13 protein-coding genes are annotated in these 14,820 nt (G+C 60.4%); 5 read left to right on the forward strand and 8 right to left on the reverse strand.

From position 1 onward, the window contains the following. Positions 1 to 218: 218 nt before the first annotated feature. Positions 219 to 1,106 (reverse strand): transcriptional regulator CynR, encoded by an 888-nt coding sequence (cynR, locus tag AB4O12_RS10410; RefSeq protein ID WP_315434719.1) that lies wholly within the window; start codon positions 1,104 to 1,106, stop codon positions 219 to 221. A 122-nt stretch (positions 1,107 to 1,228) separates the two neighbouring features. On the opposite strand from cynR, the gene cynS reads away from it, so the two are divergent. Both cynS and AB4O12_RS10420 read left to right on the forward strand, forming a co-directional pair. Beyond that, complete coding sequence (gene cynS / locus AB4O12_RS10415) at positions 1,229 to 1,696, forward strand: cyanase (RefSeq protein WP_252876487.1); 468 nt, start codon at positions 1,229 to 1,231, stop codon at positions 1,694 to 1,696. Positions 1,697 to 1,753: 57 nt separating this feature from the next. After that, positions 1,754 to 2,413, forward strand: a complete 660-nt coding sequence (locus AB4O12_RS10420; RefSeq protein WP_073471183.1) for a carbonic anhydrase — start codon at positions 1,754 to 1,756, stop codon at positions 2,411 to 2,413. A gap of 48 nt (positions 2,414 to 2,461) precedes the next feature. Here AB4O12_RS10420 and AB4O12_RS10425 read toward each other — a convergent pair whose 3' ends face one another. Beyond that, on the reverse strand, positions 2,462 to 3,964 hold the full coding sequence (locus tag AB4O12_RS10425) for an aldehyde dehydrogenase family protein (protein WP_375122322.1): 1,503 nt from the start codon (positions 3,962 to 3,964) through the stop codon (positions 2,462 to 2,464). Between the two features lie 196 nt (positions 3,965 to 4,160). Next, the gene (glsB, locus tag AB4O12_RS10430; RefSeq protein ID WP_024013269.1) at positions 4,161 to 5,069 is read right to left on the reverse strand and encodes a glutaminase B; all 909 of its coding nucleotides are present in this window, start codon (positions 5,067 to 5,069) and stop codon (positions 4,161 to 4,163) included. Between the two features lie 139 nt (positions 5,070 to 5,208). Here glsB and AB4O12_RS10435 point away from each other — a divergent pair, with 139 nt between their 5' ends. Continuing rightward, positions 5,209 to 5,697, forward strand: a complete 489-nt coding sequence (locus AB4O12_RS10435) for a GFA family protein (protein WP_460061770.1) — start codon at positions 5,209 to 5,211, stop codon at positions 5,695 to 5,697. Between the two features lie 99 nt (positions 5,698 to 5,796). Here the strand turns inward: AB4O12_RS10435 and AB4O12_RS10440 are convergent, their stop codons facing one another. The 3 genes from AB4O12_RS10440 to AB4O12_RS10450 all read right to left on the reverse strand — a co-directional run bounded on the left by AB4O12_RS10440 (position 5,797) and on the right by AB4O12_RS10450 (position 8,662). Further along, complete coding sequence (locus AB4O12_RS10440) at positions 5,797 to 7,083, reverse strand: ATP-binding protein (RefSeq protein WP_460061772.1); 1,287 nt, start codon at positions 7,081 to 7,083, stop codon at positions 5,797 to 5,799. Then, positions 7,084 to 7,791: a winged helix-turn-helix domain-containing protein gene (locus AB4O12_RS10445; protein ID WP_423664624.1), complete on the reverse strand. Its 708-nt coding sequence runs from the start codon at positions 7,789 to 7,791 to the stop codon at positions 7,084 to 7,086. Positions 7,792 to 8,053: 262 nt separating this feature from the next. Beyond that, a complete protein-coding gene (locus AB4O12_RS10450; protein ID WP_252884395.1) occupies positions 8,054 to 8,662 on the reverse strand; it encodes a MiaE family protein in 609 nt (202 codons plus the stop codon). A gap of 159 nt (positions 8,663 to 8,821) precedes the next feature. Here AB4O12_RS10450 and AB4O12_RS10455 point away from each other — a divergent pair, with 159 nt between their 5' ends. Next, complete coding sequence (locus AB4O12_RS10455) at positions 8,822 to 9,685, forward strand: universal stress protein (protein ID WP_460061776.1); 864 nt, start codon at positions 8,822 to 8,824, stop codon at positions 9,683 to 9,685. A gap of 86 nt (positions 9,686 to 9,771) precedes the next feature. On the opposite strand, the gene AB4O12_RS10460 is transcribed toward AB4O12_RS10455, so the two are convergent. Then, on the reverse strand, positions 9,772 to 10,242 hold the full coding sequence (locus tag AB4O12_RS10460; protein WP_024013275.1) for a DUF1289 domain-containing protein: 471 nt from the start codon (positions 10,240 to 10,242) through the stop codon (positions 9,772 to 9,774). A 468-nt stretch (positions 10,243 to 10,710) separates the two neighbouring features. On the opposite strand from AB4O12_RS10460, the gene acnB reads away from it, so the two are divergent. Continuing rightward, positions 10,711 to 13,320 (forward strand): bifunctional aconitate hydratase 2/2-methylisocitrate dehydratase, encoded by a 2,610-nt coding sequence (acnB, locus tag AB4O12_RS10465; RefSeq protein ID WP_252878185.1) that lies wholly within the window; start codon positions 10,711 to 10,713, stop codon positions 13,318 to 13,320. A 199-nt stretch (positions 13,321 to 13,519) separates the two neighbouring features. Here acnB and AB4O12_RS10470 read toward each other — a convergent pair whose 3' ends face one another. Next, positions 13,520 to 14,800 (reverse strand): HAAAP family serine/threonine permease, encoded by a 1,281-nt coding sequence (locus AB4O12_RS10470; RefSeq protein WP_095180251.1) that lies wholly within the window; start codon positions 14,798 to 14,800, stop codon positions 13,520 to 13,522. Positions 14,801 to 14,820: the final 20 nt, after the last annotated feature.

Genomic DNA, 14,820 nt, shown 5'->3' on the forward strand with positions numbered 1-14,820 from the left:
GGAGCAGGCCCTTTGTTGTTCTTTTGAGTTATGCGGCGTGAGTGCCCCCGTCGCCCCTCACCCCAGCCCTCTCCCGAGGGGAGAGGGAGCCGACCGAGTTGCCTCAGCTCAACCGTAGACCTGAATGACCGTGGCGATTATGAGTCAACGAAGCTCGTTCAGGTCGGCGTGACTTGACCAAACACCTCGGTCAGTCCCCTCTCCCGCTGGGGAGAGGGTTAGGGTGAGGGGCTTTTCATGCCGAGCACCAGTTCCACAAACGCCAACGCCGCCGCGCTGTGATAATTATTCCTGCGCCGCAACAACGCCGCTCCCCGCTGCGGCGCCTCCCCTTCAACACGCAAGCGGCGCAACGCGCGGTCTTCGCTGGCAATCGCCTCGGGCAGCATGGTCGCCAGCGGCGCATGCCGCACCACTTCCAGCAACGTACTCACCGAATTCACTTCAATCCGCACCTGCGGCGTAATCCCGTGCTCACGGAAATACTCATCCACCGACAACCGCGTAATGAAGCCCGGCGCCAGCAAGGCGAAATCCAGTGAAGCCAATTCCGTCGGCGTCAACACCGAAGGGCTGTCATAGAGCGGGTGCCCAGGCCCGACCATGATCCCCAGCGTCTCGGTAAACGCCGGTATGCATTCGATATCGGCATTGCGTACCGGCGTAAACGCGATCGCGACGTCCAGCGAGTCATCCGCGAGCCCGGCCTCGATGTCGTCCATCGACAGTTCGAATATTTCCAGATGAATCCCGGGAAACCGTGCCCTGTAATCACGCACCAACGGCCCGACCAGATACGCCATGAACGTCGGCGTCATCGCCAGGCGCAGGGTGCCGCGCGACAAATCCTTCACATCGTGCAAGGCGCGCTGTCCGGCCTCCAGCTCCACCAGCACGCGCCGTGCGCATTCAATGTATGCCGCGCCGGCATCGGTCGGTTTCACCGTGCGGGAGGTGCGATCGAACAGGCTGACGCCGAGGGTTTCTTCCAACTGCCGGATCTGCTGCGACAACGTCGGCTGCGATACATGCAGCGCTTCGGCGGCGCGGGTGAAGCCGCCGTGATCGGCAACGGCGAGCAGATAACGCAAATGTCGCAACAGCATGAACACACCATCTATAGGCAGGACTTATGCGAAGCATTGTATCTCGATCTTGGACGCTATGAATCAACCGGCGCAACATTGCTTCCACACACAGCAAGCCAACCCCTGAAAGGAGTGACATCATGCAACAGTCCCACGCCTACAACGACAACAGCCTGGCCCTGACTACCCGCGTTCTCGACGCCAAGGCGAAAAAAGATCTGTCGTGGCAGGATCTCGCTGACGGCACCGGCCTCAGCCTGGCTTATGTCACCGCCGCCCTGCTCGGCCAGCATCCGTTGCCGGAAAACGCTGCTCAAGTGGTCGGTGACAAGCTTGACCTCAGCGCAGATGACGTCACCGCTCTGCAGATCATTCCTTTGCGCGGCAGCCTCAGCGGCGTGCCGACCGATCCGACCATCTACCGCTTTTATGAAATGATCCAGATCTACGGCACCACGCTGAAAGCGCTGGTTCATGAACAGTTCGGTGACGGCATCATCAGTGCGATCAACTTCAAACTGGACATCAAAAAAGTCGAAGACCCGGAAGGCGGCTCCCGCGCCGTGGTGACCCTCGACGGCAAGTTCCTGCCGCTGCGTCCGTTCTGATACGCCCGGCCCGCACCCTGCGTGCGGGCCATCTCATTTCTGTCACGAGGACATGCCATGAAAGCCCTGATCGACGGCTTCCTGAAATTCCAGAACGAAGCCTTCCCGCAACGCAGCGAACTGTTCAAACATCTGGCCACGACTCAGCAACCCGGCACGCTGTTCATCACCTGTTCCGACAGTCGCGTGGTGCCTGAGCTGCTGACCCAGCAAGAGCCCGGCGAACTGTTCGTGATCCGTAACGCCGGCAATATCGTGCCCTCCTACAGCCCGCATCCGGGCGGGGTGTCGGCGACGGTGGAGTATGCGGTGGCGGTACTGGGGGTGACCGATATCGTGATTTGCGGCCACTCCGATTGCGGCGCGATGACCGCGATTGCCCAGTGCAAATGCATGGATCACCTGCCCGCTGTCAGTGGCTGGCTGCAGCATGCCGAGTCGGCGAAGGTGATGAACGAAGCGCGCGTGCATGGCAGCGACGCGGCGAAATTGAGCTCGATGGTGCGCGAGAACGTGATTGCGCAACTGGCGAATATTCAGACCCACCCGAGTGTGCGCCTGGCGCAGGAGCAAGGCCGGTTGAATCTGCATGGCTGGGTGTATGACATCGAGACCGGCTCGATCGATGCGCTGTCGGCCGACCGCCGCACGTTTGTGCCGCTGGCCGAGCAACCTGAGACTTGCGCGATCAGCGCGCAAGCCAGCCACGCTGCCTAATTCCCCACCGTGATCGTTCCCACGCTCTGCGTGGGGACGATCAACAGATCAGCGTTTCACCCTGAGATCAACCTGAGTCATCCGGCTACGCACGGTAAACACGCCATCACCGGAAAGAATCGCACTGCGCGCGAACAGGCGCCCGCTCTCCCAATTGGAAAGGCCCAGTTCCGGCTTGTTCAACGCGTACTGACCATCGACCCAACGGGTGATGCCGTTGCCTACGAACGGCGCATTCACCGCGTTGTAGAAGCGTTCCTGAACCGCCGCATCCTCGCTGATCAACGACACGGTGAATTGCGGGCTGTGACGATTGAACAGCGCAATCGCCTGCTCCAGATCGTCGACAATCATCAGGCTGACTTCCGGGGTTTCTTCCCATTCCCACTCGCGGCCCAGCTCCGACTCGGGCAAAGACTCGGCCAGCGCTTCGGTCTGGTAACCCTCGGCGCGATAAACCTCGACCGTTGCGTTCTGCCATTCGCTTGGCAGGCAATTTTCACTGCCCGCGACGATGTGCAATTTGCAGCCTTGGCCGCGCGCAGTACCGGCGTCTTTCAAGGCATCGAGGAACAGCCGCACCAGCTCATCGGCGCGTTCGCGCTGAATCAGGCAGACGTTCAGGGTGTTGCAGACCTTGCGGTCCAGCGAGTTGCGCACCACTGCCGCGAAGCGAGTGGCGTCGGCGTCACGGTCGGCGATCAGCCACGCGCCGCCGGTGCCGTGCAGGCTGACGGCAGTGCCGGCCTGCTGAGCAATGCTGCCCAACTGACTGACCGCACGGCCCGAGCCGCGCGCCACCGCCAGCGACAGACGCCGATCGGCGAACATCGCCCAACCGGCGGCGTGATTGACACTTTCGACCAACGACACTGCGCCAACCGGCAAGCCGGCTTCGGCCAGTGCTGGATTCAGCGCGTGAGTGACAATGGCTTGCGCAGTGCCCAACGCATCGCTGCCGATGCGCAGCACAGCCGTATTACCGGTGCGCAACACCCCGGCGGCGTCGGCAAATACGTTGGGTCGGCCTTCGAAGACAAACGCGACGATGCCCAGCGGCGAGACGACTTGCTCAACCTTCCAGCCATCGTGCTCGACACTGCTGATCACTTTGCCACGCGTGGGCGGCGCATCGCGCCAGGCGCGCAGCCCGGCGATCATGTCGCGGCGCATGCGTTCATCGGCGAGCAAGCGTGTGGTCGAGCGACCGCGCGCCTTGGCCCGTTCGATGTCGGCGCGGTTGGCGGCTTCGATCTGCGTCCAGCATTCAGGGTTTTCCAGGCGCTGAGCGAAAAGATCGAAAAATCGGCTGATGGCTTCATCGGACACGGCCGACAACGCTGTGAATGCCGCAGCCGCACGCTCGATTGCCACCGAGGCGGCCTGTTGATCGGCCACGGGGATCAGCAACAACTCGCCACTGACCTGCTCGACCAGCAGATGGTCACCGGGCTGAAACCGCGCGGCCAGTTCGGGGCTGACCACGGTGACGCGGTTACCAGCGAAAGGGATCGGCGTGCCAGCGACTAGACGTTCGAGCGCAAGAGACATGAAGCGGATTCACCATGCAGAGGGCGGTCGGAAAATGTAGCGGATTACTGGCTGAAATACACCTCCTCAAACACTAAAGAAACCTGTGGGAGCTGGCTTGCCAGCGATAGCGGTGGTTCAGGCAAATTTATAGTGACTGACAGGGCCTCATCGCTGGCAAGCCAGCTCCCACAGGGTCATGTGGTGTTCAGGTGGGTCAGAAGACGGACCAGCCAATCCTTGAGCTCAGCAACTCCAGCGCCGCCATCCCCGCCAGCGAGTTGCCGGCCGCATTCAACTCCGGCGACCACACGCACACGCTGAACTGCCCCGGCACCACCGCAACGATGCCGCCGCCGACGCCGCTCTTGCCTGGCAAGCCGACGCGATAGGCGAAATTGCCCGCCTCGTCGTACAAACCGCTGGTGGCCATGATCGAATTGACCTGCTGGGTCTGGCGGCGCGTCAGGATCTGCTCGCCGCTGTGCTTGCAGAACCCGTCATTGGCCAGAAAGCAGAACGCCCGGGCCAGATCGATGCAATTCATCCGCAGTGCGCAATGGCTGAAATAGCTGCGCAATACCGCTTCGACATCGTTGTGAAAGTTGCCGAACGACTGCATCAGATAGGCCATCGCCGCATTGCGCGCGCGGTGCTGGTATTCGGAGTCGGCGACCTTGCCGTCGATCATGATTTGCGGGTTGCCGGACAGACGCCGGACGAAGTCGCGCATCGACAGTGTCGGCGCGGCGAAGCGCGACTGGTTGATGTCGCAGATCACCAGCGCACCGGCATTGATGAACGGATTGCGCGGGCGGCCGCGCTCGAATTCCAGTTGCACCAGCGAGTTGAACGGCTGGCCGGACGGCTCGTGGCCAAGCCGCTCCCAGATCGCTTCGCCGGAATGATCGATGGCCTGCACCAGGCTGAATACCTTGGAAATACTCTGCACCGAGAACGGCGTTTCAGCGTCGCCGGCGCAATACATTTCGCCATCGTTACTGTACACGGCGATGCCCAGCTGGTTGGCCGGTACCGTGCCGAGGGCGGGAATATAGTCAGCAACTTTGCCCTGCCCGATCAGGGGCCGGACGGCGTCAAGGATCTCGTTCAACAGCGCTTGCATGCCGGGTTCCGAAAGTCTCGCCCCATGGGATCGCGGGGACACTGGGGCTAGACGCTGCGCCCGCCGGTCGCATCACACCGGCAAGCGCCAGGCAAAATGTTCTAGGCTGAAGCGGACCATTCAGACACGGGAGAGCACCATGCACCTCGAAGGCTCCTGCCATTGTGGCGAAGTCACGTTCAGCCTCGACAGCGCCCATCCTTATCCCTATCAACGCTGCTATTGCTCGATCTGCCGCAAGACCCAGGGCGGTGGCGGTTATGCGATCAACCTTGGCGGCGACGCGACCACTCTCAAGGTTCGCGGACGCAAAAACATCAGCATCTATCACGCGAAGATGAAAGCTGAAGGCGATAAACGCGCCCATCGCAGCAGCGCCGAACGCCACTTCTGTTCGCTGTGTGGCAGCGGCCTGTGGCTGTTCAGCCCGGAGTGGCCAGAGCTGATTCATCCATTCGCCTCGGCGATCGACACGCCACTGCCGGTGCCGCCGGAACACACGCACTTGATGCTAGGTTCGAAAGCGCCGTGGGTTGAGGTCGAGGCCGAGCCGAAGGATCAGCAGTTTGATGAATATCCTGAAGAATCGATCGCCCAGTGGCATGAGCGACTCGGCGTGACCCGCTGAATACCGCGCCCTTCGCGAGCAGGCTCGCTCCCACATTTGGATTGCGATCACCTGTGGGAGCGAGCCTGCTCGCGAAGGGGCCGGGTCAGGCAATATCAATCAGTCCAGATGCGCCCAGGTCATCCTGAACAACGCCCCGCCCCACACCGAGTCGCCAACCTCAACCTGCCCGCCATGGGACTGCGAAACCCGCCGCACCAGCGCCAGGCCCAGCCCGAAACCGCCAGTACGCCGATCCCGGCTGGCATCCAGTCGGGAAAACGGTTCGAAGATTTTCTCCCGTCCCTCCAGCGGCACGCCCGGCCCGTCATCACTTACCCGCACTTCATAGTCATCGCCATTGCGCAGCAGCGACACCTCAACGCGCTGCTCGGCATAGCGAATGGCATTGCGCAAAAGGTTGATCACCGCCCGCGCCATGAAGCGCGGTTCGATGCTTACAGTGTCGACCTGGCAACCGGCGATCGACAACTGCACGCCCACTGCTTCGGCCTCAAGCGCCACACTGCCGACAACGCTGTCTAGCCAGTCGGCCGCGTGAATATTCTCCCGTTTGATCACTGTCGCGCCGTGCTCGAGGCTGGCGTAGGTCAGCAGCTCCGAGACCATCTCCTCCAGCTCACCGAGGTCCGCGTACATGTCGGCGATCAGCTCGCGATTCTGGCTCGCGTCGGGTTGCTGTTTAAGCTGATCGAGCTCGAACGACAGCCGCGCGATCGGTGTGCGCAATTCGTGGGACACCGCATTGGTCAGCTCGCGCTGATTGGCGATCAAGCCCTCGATGCGCGCCGCCATCAGATTGAAGTGCTCGGCCAGATCGCGGATGTTCGAGCGCCGCGACAACTGGATGCGCACCGACAGATCGTTGTCGCCGAAACGCTCGGCCGCCAGCCGCAGCTTTTCCAGATCGCGCCAGTGTGGACGCACCCAGAAAAACAGGACGATGCCGATCAGCACTGCGAGCATCATGTACGCCGCGGTGATGTAGAACGGCATCAGGCTCGGCTCCGGCGGCAGCTTGATGCTGAGCAATTGCGAGCCGCCATCGATGTTGCTGATGAACTGCGTGTAATCGTCGCGGATCACCAACAGGTTCCGCGCGAGCTCGGCTTTTTCCTGCGGTGTCAGGGCCAGTTGATCGGCCTCGACCAGACTCAGCGACAGACCATAGTGCGCGCGCAATGAATCGAGTTTCTGTTCACGCTCGGCCCCTTGGCGGCCTTGCAGATGATCGACCAGCGACCACGCCTGACCGCGCACGGCTTCACGGTTGTAATCCTGCGTCTGGCTGTCGAGCAAGGCGTTGAAGGTGTGCTCGACCGTCTGCAACGCCAGCACCAGCCCTACCGTCATCACCAGAAACAGCCCGAGGAACAAACGCAGCATCTACAGCTCCCACGCGAACGGATTGAACAGATAGCCCTTGCCCCACACGGTCTTGATGCACACCGGCTCGCGGGGATTGTCCTTGAGTTTGTTGCGCAGTTTGCTGATGTAGACGTCGACGCTGCGGTTGAGGCCGTCGAAAGCGATGCCGCGCATGCGATTGAGAATGTCATCGCGGGAAAGAATTTTGCCTGCCGCGCTGGCGAGCAACCAGAGCAATTCGAACTCCATGGTGGTCAGCTCGATCAGCTCACCGGCCAGGCGCACTTCACGGCAACTGCGGTCGATGCTCAATTGCCCGAACTCAAGAAAACTCACCACGCTGGTGTCCGGCGTCTGCCGCCGTTGCAGCGCCCGTAGCCGCGCAAGCAATACCGGCGGTTTGATCGGTTTGATCACGTAATCGTCAGCGCCGGACTCCAGACCGAGGATGTGATCGAGATCGTCTTCCTTGGCGGTGAGGATCACGATCGGCGTGTCCGAGACACTGCGAATTTCCCGACAGACCTGCAAACCGCTCTGCCCCGGCAACATCAGGTCGAGCACCACTACTTTCGGCTTGAATTCAAGAAACGCGGCCACGGCAAGATCACCGCGAAGCACCGTGCGCACCTCGTAGCCGTGTTGTTCAAGAAAGTGTGCGATCAGTGCGGCGAGACGCTCATCGTCTTCGACCAGCAGGACTTTGCCAAAACCCAGGTTATCCATAACGATCGTTGCCAAGCCAAACGTGGAAGGGCCGATATTATGCTGGCATTCATCGCACAGGCGATCACGGCAGACAGCAAAAACCGGCCACTTGGGCCGGTTTTCGGTGATGTTTCATACTTTTAAGATTTTTTTACAATCCGACAATGATGTCCGATTGAATTGCGGACCTCTGTAGGAGCTGCCGAAGGCTGCGATATTTTGATTTTCGATTTGTAACAACAAGATCAAAAGATCGCAGCCTGCGGCAGCTCCTACCCGATCATGCGGCGACCGGCACGCCGCTGTGGAAGCGGAACTCCTCGTCCGGCGATTCGATCAGTTCCTGCTCGGCCACACGGACGCGCTCGATCACCTGCGCGACATCCTTGGCATCACCATACTGATAGGCCAGTTTCAGATAACCCTGAAAATGCCGCGCCTCGCTTTTCAGCAAACCGAAATAAAACTTGCCCAGCTCTTCGTCCAGATGCGGCACCAGTGCTTCGAAACGTTCACAGCTGCGCGCTTCGATGAAGGCACCAACCACCAGCGTATCCACCAGTTTCACCGGTTCGTGGCTGCGCACCACTTTGCGCAGGCCCGAGGCGTAACGGCCGGCGTGCAGCTGACGCAGCTCGATCTTGCGCCGTTTCATGATGCGCATGACCTGCTCGTGGTGCACCAGTTCTTCCCGGGCCAGGCGCGACATCATGTTGATCAGGTCGACATGGGCGTGGTACTTGGCAATCAGGCTCAGCGCCGTGCTGGCGGCCTTGAACTCGCAGTTCTTGTGGTCGATCAGCAGGGTTTCCTGATCGGCCAGTGCCGCCTGGACCCAGGCGTCGGGGGTGCGGCAGCCAAGGAATTCGTGGGTTTCGGGAAGGATCATGGGGCTCACGGTAAAAGGTGTTCGAGCGAAGGGCGCCGATTATACCGGCCTGCCCGCAGACCACCAGCGGCGGCTGTTGATATGCATCAAGTCGCAGACGTTCGGGTAGCAACTATAGTTGTGCAACGCCGTGCCTTTTCTTTGCTGGAGACTCCGCTCATGCAAGCCATTCGCAGCATTCTGGTGGTCATCGAACCTGAACATGCAGAAAGCCCGGCGCTCAAACGCGCAAAGCTGATCGCCGGTGTCACTCAGGCCCATCTGCATCTTCTGGTGTGCGACAAGAAGCATGACCACGCCGGCCTGCTCAGTGTGCTCAAGGCGGCGTTGCTAGCCGAAGGGTACAGCGTGACCACCGAACAGGCATGGAACGAGAGCCTGCACGAAACCATCATCGATGTGCAGCAGGCCGAGGGTTGCGGCCTGGTGATCAAACAGCACTTCCCCGACAGCTCGCTGAAAAAAGCCCTGCTGACCCCGGCCGACTGGAAGCTGCTGCGCCACTGCCCTACCCCGGTGCTGCTGGTCAAAACCGCCGGTTCGTGGAAAGACAAAGTGATTCTCGCCGCCGTCGATGTCGGCAATGCCGATGGTGAGCATCGGCATCTGCACAGCACCATCATTGATCACGGCTACGACATCGCCAGTCTGGCCAAGGCGCATCTGCATGTGATCACCGCGCATCCGTCGCCGATGCTCTCGGCGGCAGACCCGACGTTTCAGCTCAAATCGACCATAGAAGCCAAATACCGCGAGCAGTGCCGGGCGTTTCAGGCGGAGTTCGATGTCGATGACGAGCACCTGCACATCGAGGAAGGCCCGGCGGATGTGTTGATCCCGTTCATGGCGCACAAGCTCCAGGCGGCAGTAACGGTTATTGGCACGGTGGCGCGCAGTGGTTTGTCAGGCGCGTTAATCGGCAATACGGCGGAAGCGGTGCTGGATACCCTGGAAAGCGATGTGCTGGTGCTCAAGCCGCAGGAGGTTGAGGATCATCTGGTGGAACTGGCCGTAAAACATTAAGAGCAAAAGATCGCAGCCTTCGGCAGCTCCTACAGGTAGAACGCATTCCCATGTAGGAGCTGCCGAAGGCTGCGATCTTTTGCTGTTCAGGCGCCAAAGGCGTCTTTGAGAAAGCCGGGGGCGATATAGCGCTGATAATGCGCTTCCGACAGCAGGAAGAATTCCCGATCAATGGCATCGCGCAGTTCCGGCAGGTTCCAGTCGCGGAATTCCGGCAGCAACACCATCCCGTACGCCTCGAGATTAATGATCACCCGCGCCCCCCGGGCGATCAGCTGATAGGCCCAGCAATATTCCGACTGATGCGGTACGAAGCGGATCTTGCGCTGTTCGAGCTGCTCGCGCAGGCGCGCCGGATCGAAGATCTCGACTTTGCTCGCCATCACTTGTGACAGCAATTGCTCCAGACGCAGCCACACCGCACGTTTTTCCTCCTCGTTGTATCCGTTCCAATGGATCACTTCGTGATGGAAACGCTTGCAGCCACGGCACACCAGGTCACCGTAAACGGTGGAGCAGAGGCCGACGCAGGGGGTCTTGATGGTCTGATTGGGCATAAATGGGCAGAACACTGAAACGCGGAACAGGCCGGCATGTTAGCCCTTTGTCGGGCATTGATCACCCCCTCAAACAACAGGGTCTCGCCAGTGTCGCAGGTTTGCTCCGGCCGCGCTGATTGCCACGAAAGTCCAATAGAGCGCGACTTACCTTTAAATTTTTTTTGCCGTAGAATCAGCCAGCCTTTTAAGGCGCCAATGTCCGTTAGAAGCTGTTTTCAAAGCGTCACGAGCACAGTCGTTCCTTCAGAGCGGTGTTGGCGAAGGGTTTTTCCAGCGGGGAAAAGCCCAACGCCAACCCTCATCAGCTCCCCGTTCTGCAGGCGTAAAACTTTGAAAGCAGCTTCTGTAAGGAATTGCCGGTAATTCTGGCCGAACGACCCACAACGTCGTGAGGCGCATGAGTACGGCAATTTCGGGATGAGCGTCCCGGACACCCATTTGGGACCACTGATGAGGGTAATAACTGTGCTTGAAGCCTACCGCAAACATATCGAAGAGCGTGCAGCCCTGGGTATCGTTCCCCAGCCGCTTAACGCCGAACAAACAGCAGGCCTGATCGAGCTGCTGAAGAACCCTCCGGCTGGCGAAGAAGCTTTCCTCGTTGACCTGATCACCAATCGCGTACCGCCTGGAGTGGACGAAGCCGCCTACGTCAAGGCCGGTTTCCTGTCTGCCCTGGCCAAGGGCGAAGCCACCTCCCCTCTGCTGGACAAGAAACGCGCTGTAGAACTGCTCGGCACCATGCAGGGCGGCTACAACATTGTCACCCTCGTCGAACTGCTGGACGACGCCGAGCTGGCGCCAGTCGCCGCCGAAGAACTCAAGCACACCCTGCTGATGTTCGATGCCTTCCACGACGTCGCTGAAAAAGCCAAGAACGGCAACGTTCACGCCAAGGCCGTGCTGCAATCCTGGGCTGACGGCGAGTGGTTCAAGAAGCGCCCGGTGCTGGCCGACAAGATCAGCCTGCGCGTATTCAAGGTCACCGGCGAAACCAACACCGACGACCTCTCCCCTGCGCCAGACGCCTGGTCGCGTCCTGATATCCCGCTGCACGCCCTGGCCATGCTGAAAATGGCCCGTGACGGCATCGTTCCGGACGAGCAAGGCAAGACCGGCCCGATGAAGCAGATCGAAGAAATGCGCGGCCAGGGCTTCCCGATCGCCTACGTCGGTGACGTGGTGGGTACCGGTTCCTCGCGTAAATCGGCGACCAACTCGGTGCTGTGGTTCTTCGGCGACGACATCCCGTACGTGCCGAACAAGCGCGCTGGCGGTTTCTGCTTCGGCAGCAAGATCGCTCCGATCTTCTACAACACCATGGAAGATGCCGGCGCCCTGCCGATCGAGTTCGACGTGTCGAACATGAACATGGGCGACGTGATCGATCTGTACCCGCACGCTGGCAAAGTCTGCAAGCACGGTACCGACGAAGTCATCACCACTTTCGAAATGAAAACCCCGGTGCTGCTGGACGAAGTCCGTGCCGGCGGTCGTATCCCGCTGATCATCGGCCGTGGCCTGACCGAGAAGGCTCGCGCCGAATTGGGTCTGCCGCCGTTCGACCTGTTCAAGAAGCCGGAAGCTCCGGCTGAAAGCACCAAGGGTTTCACCCTGGCGCAGAAAATGGTCGGCAAGGCTTGCGGTCTGGCAGAAGGCCAAGGCGTGCGTCCTGGCACCTACTGCGAACCGAAGATGACCACCGTGGGTTCTCAGGACACCACCGGTCCAATGACCCGTGACGAACTGAAAGACCTGGCGTGCCTGGGCTTCTCCGCTGATCTGGTGATGCAGTCGTTCTGCCACACCGCGGCTTATCCAAAGCCGATCGACGTGACCACCCACCACACCCTGCCTGACTTCATCATGACCCGCGGCGGCGTTTCCCTGCGTCCGGGCGACGGCATCATCCACTCGTGGCTGAACCGCATGCTGCTGCCGGACACCGTCGGTACCGGTGGTGACTCGCACACCCGTTTCCCGATGGGCATCTCGTTCCCGGCCGGTTCCGGTCTGGTCGCGTTCGCCGCTGCCACTGGCGTCATGCCGCTGGACATGCCGGAATCGATCCTGGTGCGCTTCAAAGGCAAGATGAAACCTGGCATCACCCTGCGTGACCTGGTTCATGCCATTCCGTACTTCGCTATCCAGAACGGTCTGCTGACCGTCGAGAAGAAAGGCAAGAAAAACGCCTTCTCCGGCCGCATCCTGGAAATCGAAGGTCTGGAAGGTCTGACCCTCGAGCAGGCGTTCGAACTGTCCGACGCCTCGGCCGAACGTTCGGCTGCCGGCTGCACCATCAAGCTGTCGAAAGAGTCGATCACCGAGTACCTGCAGTCCAACATCACCCTGCTGCGCTGGATGATCGGCGAAGGCTACGGCGATGCGCGTACTCTGGAACGTCGCGCCCAAGCGATGGAAGCCTGGATCGCCAACCCGGAACTGATGGAAGCCGATGCCGACGCCGAATACGCCGAAATCATCGAAATCGATCTGGCCGACATCAACGAGCCTGTGCTGTGTGCGCCGAACGATCCGGACGACGCCCGTCTGCTGTCCAGCGTTGCTGGCGAGAAGATCGACGAAGTGTTCATCGGTTCGTGCATGACCAACATCGGTCACTTCCGCGCTGCCGGTAAGCTGCTGGATCAGGTCAAGGGTCAGCTGCCAACCCGTCTGTGGCTGTCGCCGCCGACCAAAATGGACGCTCACCAACTGACCGAAGAAGGCTACTACGGCATCTACGGTAAGGCCGGCGCACGCATGGAAATGCCAGGCTGCTCGCTGTGCATGGGTAACCAGGCACGCGTTGAGCCGAACAGCACCGTGGTGTCGACGTCGACCCGTAACTTCCCGAACCGTCTGGGCGACGGCGCGAACGTCTACCTGGCCTCGGCCGAGCTGGCGTCCGTTGCTTCGATCCTGGGTCGCCTGCCGACCGTCGAGGAGTACATGGAATACGCTGGCAAGATCGACAGCATGGCGGCCGATGTCTACCGCTACCTGTCCTTCGACCAGATCGCCGAGTTCCGTGAAGCTGCTGCGAACGCCAAGATCCCGGTCGTTCAAGCCTAACGCTGCAAGGCCATAAAAAACGCCGCCCATCGTGAGATGAGCGGCGTTTTTTTTATGCCTGCCGGGCAAGCATTCTGATCGTTCCCACGCTCCGCGTTGGAACGCAGCCCCGGACGCTCTGCGTCCCCAAGCGTGACGCAGAGCGTCACAAGAGGCATTCCCACGCAAAGCGTGGGAACGATCAGTCATCAGTGACAGGTCACACAGCCAGCTTGTAAACCAGCGCCGAAATCGCCACCAGCCCCACCGCGGTAACAAACACGTTCGACGCCTGACCGCGATAGCGCGCCATCGCTGGCACCTTGCGAATCGCGTACATCGGCATCAGGAACAGAATCGCCGCAATCACCGGCCCACCGACGGTTTCGATCATGCCCAGGATGCTCGGATCAAGCGTTGCGACGATCCAGCAAATCACCAGCATGAACGCCGCCACGATGCGATCCAGCGCTTTGGCGCCCGGACGTTTGCCGCTCTTGACGATCAGGCCCTTGAGGCCTTCGCTGGCCCCGATGTAATGACCGAGGAACGACTTGGAGATCGCCACAAACGCAATCAACGGCGCCGCAAACTCGATGGTCGGGTTGCTGAAGTGGTTGGCCAGGTACGACAGGATCGAAAGATTCTGCTCTTTTGCCTCAGCCAGTTGCTCTGGCGACAGGGTCAGCACGCAACTGAATACGAAGAACAGCACCAAAATGACCATCAATGCATGAGCGCGCGCGAGGATCTGTGAGCTGCGCTCGTCGGCGTGCACACCGTAACGACGCTTCTGGTCCATCGCGAACGCCGAGATGATCGGCGAATGGTTGAACGAGAACACCATCACCGTAATCGCCAGCCACAGCGTGTGCAGCAGCGCTGACGGCGCCGGCACTTGCGCGGCGGTGGCGAGGATGCCGCCGTTCCAGTGCGGAATCAGGTACACGGCAAGGAACAGCAGCGCAACGATGAACGGATAGACCATCAGGCTCATGGCCTTGACGATCGCCTGCTCACCGCAACGAACCACAGCCAGCAGGCCGAGAATCAGCACGAACGACAGCAATGCGCGCGGTGGCGGCGTGATGTGCAGTTGGTGTTCGAGGAAACTGGCGACCGTGTTGGTCAGGCCGACGCTGTAGATCAGCAGGATCGGGAAGATGGCAAAGAAGTACAGCAGCGTGATCAAGGCACCGGCCTTGATACCGAAATGCTGCTCGACCACTTCGGTGATATCGGCGCCTTCGCGACCGGACAGGACAAAACGGGTCAGGCCACGGTGAGCGTAAAACGTCATCGGGAATGCCAAAAGCGCGAGGATCACCAGCGGCCAGAAGCCACCCAATCCTGCGTTGATCGGCAAAAACAGGGTGCCGGCGCCAATGGCCGTCCCAAACAGTCCCAGCATCCAGGTGGTGTCCTGGCGATTCCAGCTCGAAAGTTCAGCGGGTGCTGCTGCGTCGAAGCGCTTTTCGAGGCTATTGGCCTGATCATTCATCCGGTCGGATCTCCGCATTC

This window comes from Pseudomonas sp. S2_A05, from assembly GCF_054668485.1.

Bases quoted from the DNA above. Each gene is read 5' to 3' on its own strand.
- cynR (WP_315434719.1), bottom strand. From the start codon at position 1,106: ATGCTGTTGCGACATTTGCGTTATCTGCTCGCCGTTGCCGATCACGGC.
- AB4O12_RS10470 (WP_095180251.1), bottom strand. From the start codon at position 14,800: ATGAATGATCAGGCCAATAGCCTCGAAAAGCGCTTCGACGCAGCAGCA.
- AB4O12_RS10435 (WP_460061770.1), top strand. From the start codon at position 5,209: ATGCACCTCGAAGGCTCCTGCCATTGTGGCGAAGTCACGTTCAGCCTC.
- glsB (WP_024013269.1), bottom strand. From the start codon at position 5,069: ATGCAAGCGCTGTTGAACGAGATCCTTGACGCCGTCCGGCCCCTGATC.
- AB4O12_RS10445 (WP_423664624.1), bottom strand. From the start codon at position 7,791: ATGGATAACCTGGGTTTTGGCAAAGTCCTGCTGGTCGAAGACGATGAG.
- AB4O12_RS10450 (WP_252884395.1), bottom strand. From the start codon at position 8,662: ATGATCCTTCCCGAAACCCACGAATTCCTTGGCTGCCGCACCCCCGAC.
- AB4O12_RS10440 (WP_460061772.1), bottom strand. From the start codon at position 7,083: ATGCTGCGTTTGTTCCTCGGGCTGTTTCTGGTGATGACGGTAGGGCTG.
- AB4O12_RS10455 (WP_460061776.1), top strand. From the start codon at position 8,822: ATGCAAGCCATTCGCAGCATTCTGGTGGTCATCGAACCTGAACATGCA.
- cynS (WP_252876487.1), top strand. From the start codon at position 1,229: ATGCAACAGTCCCACGCCTACAACGACAACAGCCTGGCCCTGACTACC.
- AB4O12_RS10460 (WP_024013275.1), bottom strand. From the start codon at position 10,242: ATGCCCAATCAGACCATCAAGACCCCCTGCGTCGGCCTCTGCTCCACC.
- AB4O12_RS10425 (WP_375122322.1), bottom strand. From the start codon at position 3,964: ATGTCTCTTGCGCTCGAACGTCTAGTCGCTGGCACGCCGATCCCTTTC.
- AB4O12_RS10420 (WP_073471183.1), top strand. From the start codon at position 1,754: ATGAAAGCCCTGATCGACGGCTTCCTGAAATTCCAGAACGAAGCCTTC.